We start from the raw sequence: 1,419 nt of genomic DNA on the forward strand, positions 1-1,419 counted from the left end.
GCGAGCTATCGCCCAAAGTTGGTGACGGCGGGAATCGGAAAGGCGGCATATCGTGGGGGTGCTTGACGCCTCCACTTCTCCACCGAAGGAGCGATATGCCGTGTCCAAAGATAACATCATCAAGCTGATTCAGCCAGGAAACGTCGACGACCAACTCACCGAAATCTTGCGTAATGGAGCGCGCGCCCTGTTGGCCCAGGCGGTAGAGGCCGAGGTCGCAGACTTTCTCGGCAAGCATGCCGATTTGAGGACCGCGGACGGCCACCAGCGCGTCGTACGCCATGGTCACCTGCCGGAACGCGAGGTGATGACCGGGATCGGTCCGGTCGCCGTCCGCCAGCCGCGTATACGCGATCGCGAGGCGGACGCCGCCGACCCCGACCGCATCCGGTTCTCTCCGTCGATCCTGCCGCCCTACATGCGCCGGTCGAAATCGATCGAGACGCTGCTGCCGATCCTTTACCTGAAGGGGATCTCGTCCGGCGACTTCTCCGAGGCGCTGGCAGCGCTGCTCGGCAAGGATGCTGCCGGGTTGTCGGCATCCGCCATCGGCCGCCTGAAGGACGGCTGGCTCGACGAGCACACCGCGTGGCAGAAGCGCGATCTGTCGGCGAAGCGCTACGTCTACATCTGGGCCGATGGCATCCATCTCCAGGCACGCCTCGAAGACGAAAAGCAGTGCATCCTGGTGCTGATCGGCGCGACGCCGGAGGGCCGCAAGGAACTGGTCGGCTTCACCGATGGCGCCCGCGAGAGCGCGCACGACTGGCGCGACCTGCTGCTCGACCTGAAGCGGCGCGGGCTCGACGTGCCACCGCAGCTTAGCATCGCCGATGGTGCGCTCGGGTTCTGGAAGGCCGCCGGCGAGGTCTGGCCGAAAACGCGCGAGCAGCGTTGCTGGGTGCACAAGACTGCGAACGTGCTCGCCAAGTTGCCGAAGAGCCTGCAGCCGAAAGCCAAACGCGCGTTGCAGGAGATCTGGATGGCCGAAACCAAGGCCGCCGCCGAACTGGCGTTCGACGCCTTCATCGAGAGCTACACGCCCAAATACGACAAGGCGGCCGACTGCCTGAGCAAGGATCGGGACACCCTACTGGCGTTCTACGACTTCCCGGCCGAGCACTGGAAACACCTGCGGACGACCAATCCCATTGAAAGCACCTTCGCTACCGTGCGTCACCGCACCATCCGATCGAAGGGCTGTCTGTCGAACAGGACCGCGCTCGCGATGGTCTTCAAATTGCTCGAGGGCGCGCAGAAAAGCTGGCGTCGCCTCGACGGCCACAACCAGTTGCCAAAACTCGTTCTTGGTGTGACATTCAACAACGGGATTGAGGTCATCGCCAAGCCGACCGACCGTCAGCCCATAACCGCCGCCGCCTGACCGGCCCGGCCGTCACCAAAAATTGGCGATAGCTC

The 1,419-nt window shown here is 63.8% G+C and carries 1 protein-coding gene; it reads left to right on the forward strand.

What is annotated here, in order from left to right; genetic code table 11:
• Positions 1 to 100: 100 nt before the first annotated feature.
• The gene (locus tag C7G61_RS42710; protein WP_190242279.1) at positions 101 to 1,384 is read left to right on the forward strand and encodes an IS256 family transposase; all 1,284 of its coding nucleotides are present in this window, start codon (positions 101 to 103) and stop codon (positions 1,382 to 1,384) included.
• The last annotated feature ends 35 nt before the right edge of the window (positions 1,385 to 1,419 follow it).

Source organism: Bradyrhizobium algeriense (genome assembly GCF_003062295.1).
In the GTDB taxonomy this organism is placed as follows: Bacteria; Pseudomonadota; Alphaproteobacteria; order Rhizobiales; family Xanthobacteraceae; genus Bradyrhizobium; species Bradyrhizobium algeriense.